The 258-nt window shown below is 61.6% G+C and carries 1 pseudogene; it reads right to left on the minus strand.

The annotated features are described in order from the left end of the window. Positions 1–83: 83 nt before the first annotated feature. Positions 84–258 (minus strand): annotated as a pseudogene (locus tag BST14_RS32105) (helix-turn-helix transcriptional regulator); the annotation flags it as partial.

Here is a 258-nt window from a genome sequence, read left to right on the forward strand (position 1 = left end):
GCTACACGTCGTTGAAGGAAATATAGCTCAGGTTGTTTTCTTGTTCAATAGCTGAAGTTGTAGAGCGGGCGAGCGCCAGGCGCTCACCGCACCAGGGACGGGCCGCGCCGGTGGCGTACGGTGGACCACCAGAAGACCCAACCGATCATGCTGATCTGGCGGCTGCGCATGTCCTCCGGCGAGTACTCCTCGTCCGGATATTCCTCGCGGTTGAAGCTGCGCAGGCGAATGCCGCCGCCGGGCAGGCGATAGACGAAC

The sequence above is a fragment of the Mycobacterium arosiense ATCC BAA-1401 = DSM 45069 genome (assembly GCF_002086125.1).
In the GTDB taxonomy this organism is placed as follows: domain Bacteria; phylum Actinomycetota; class Actinomycetes; order Mycobacteriales; family Mycobacteriaceae; genus Mycobacterium; species Mycobacterium arosiense.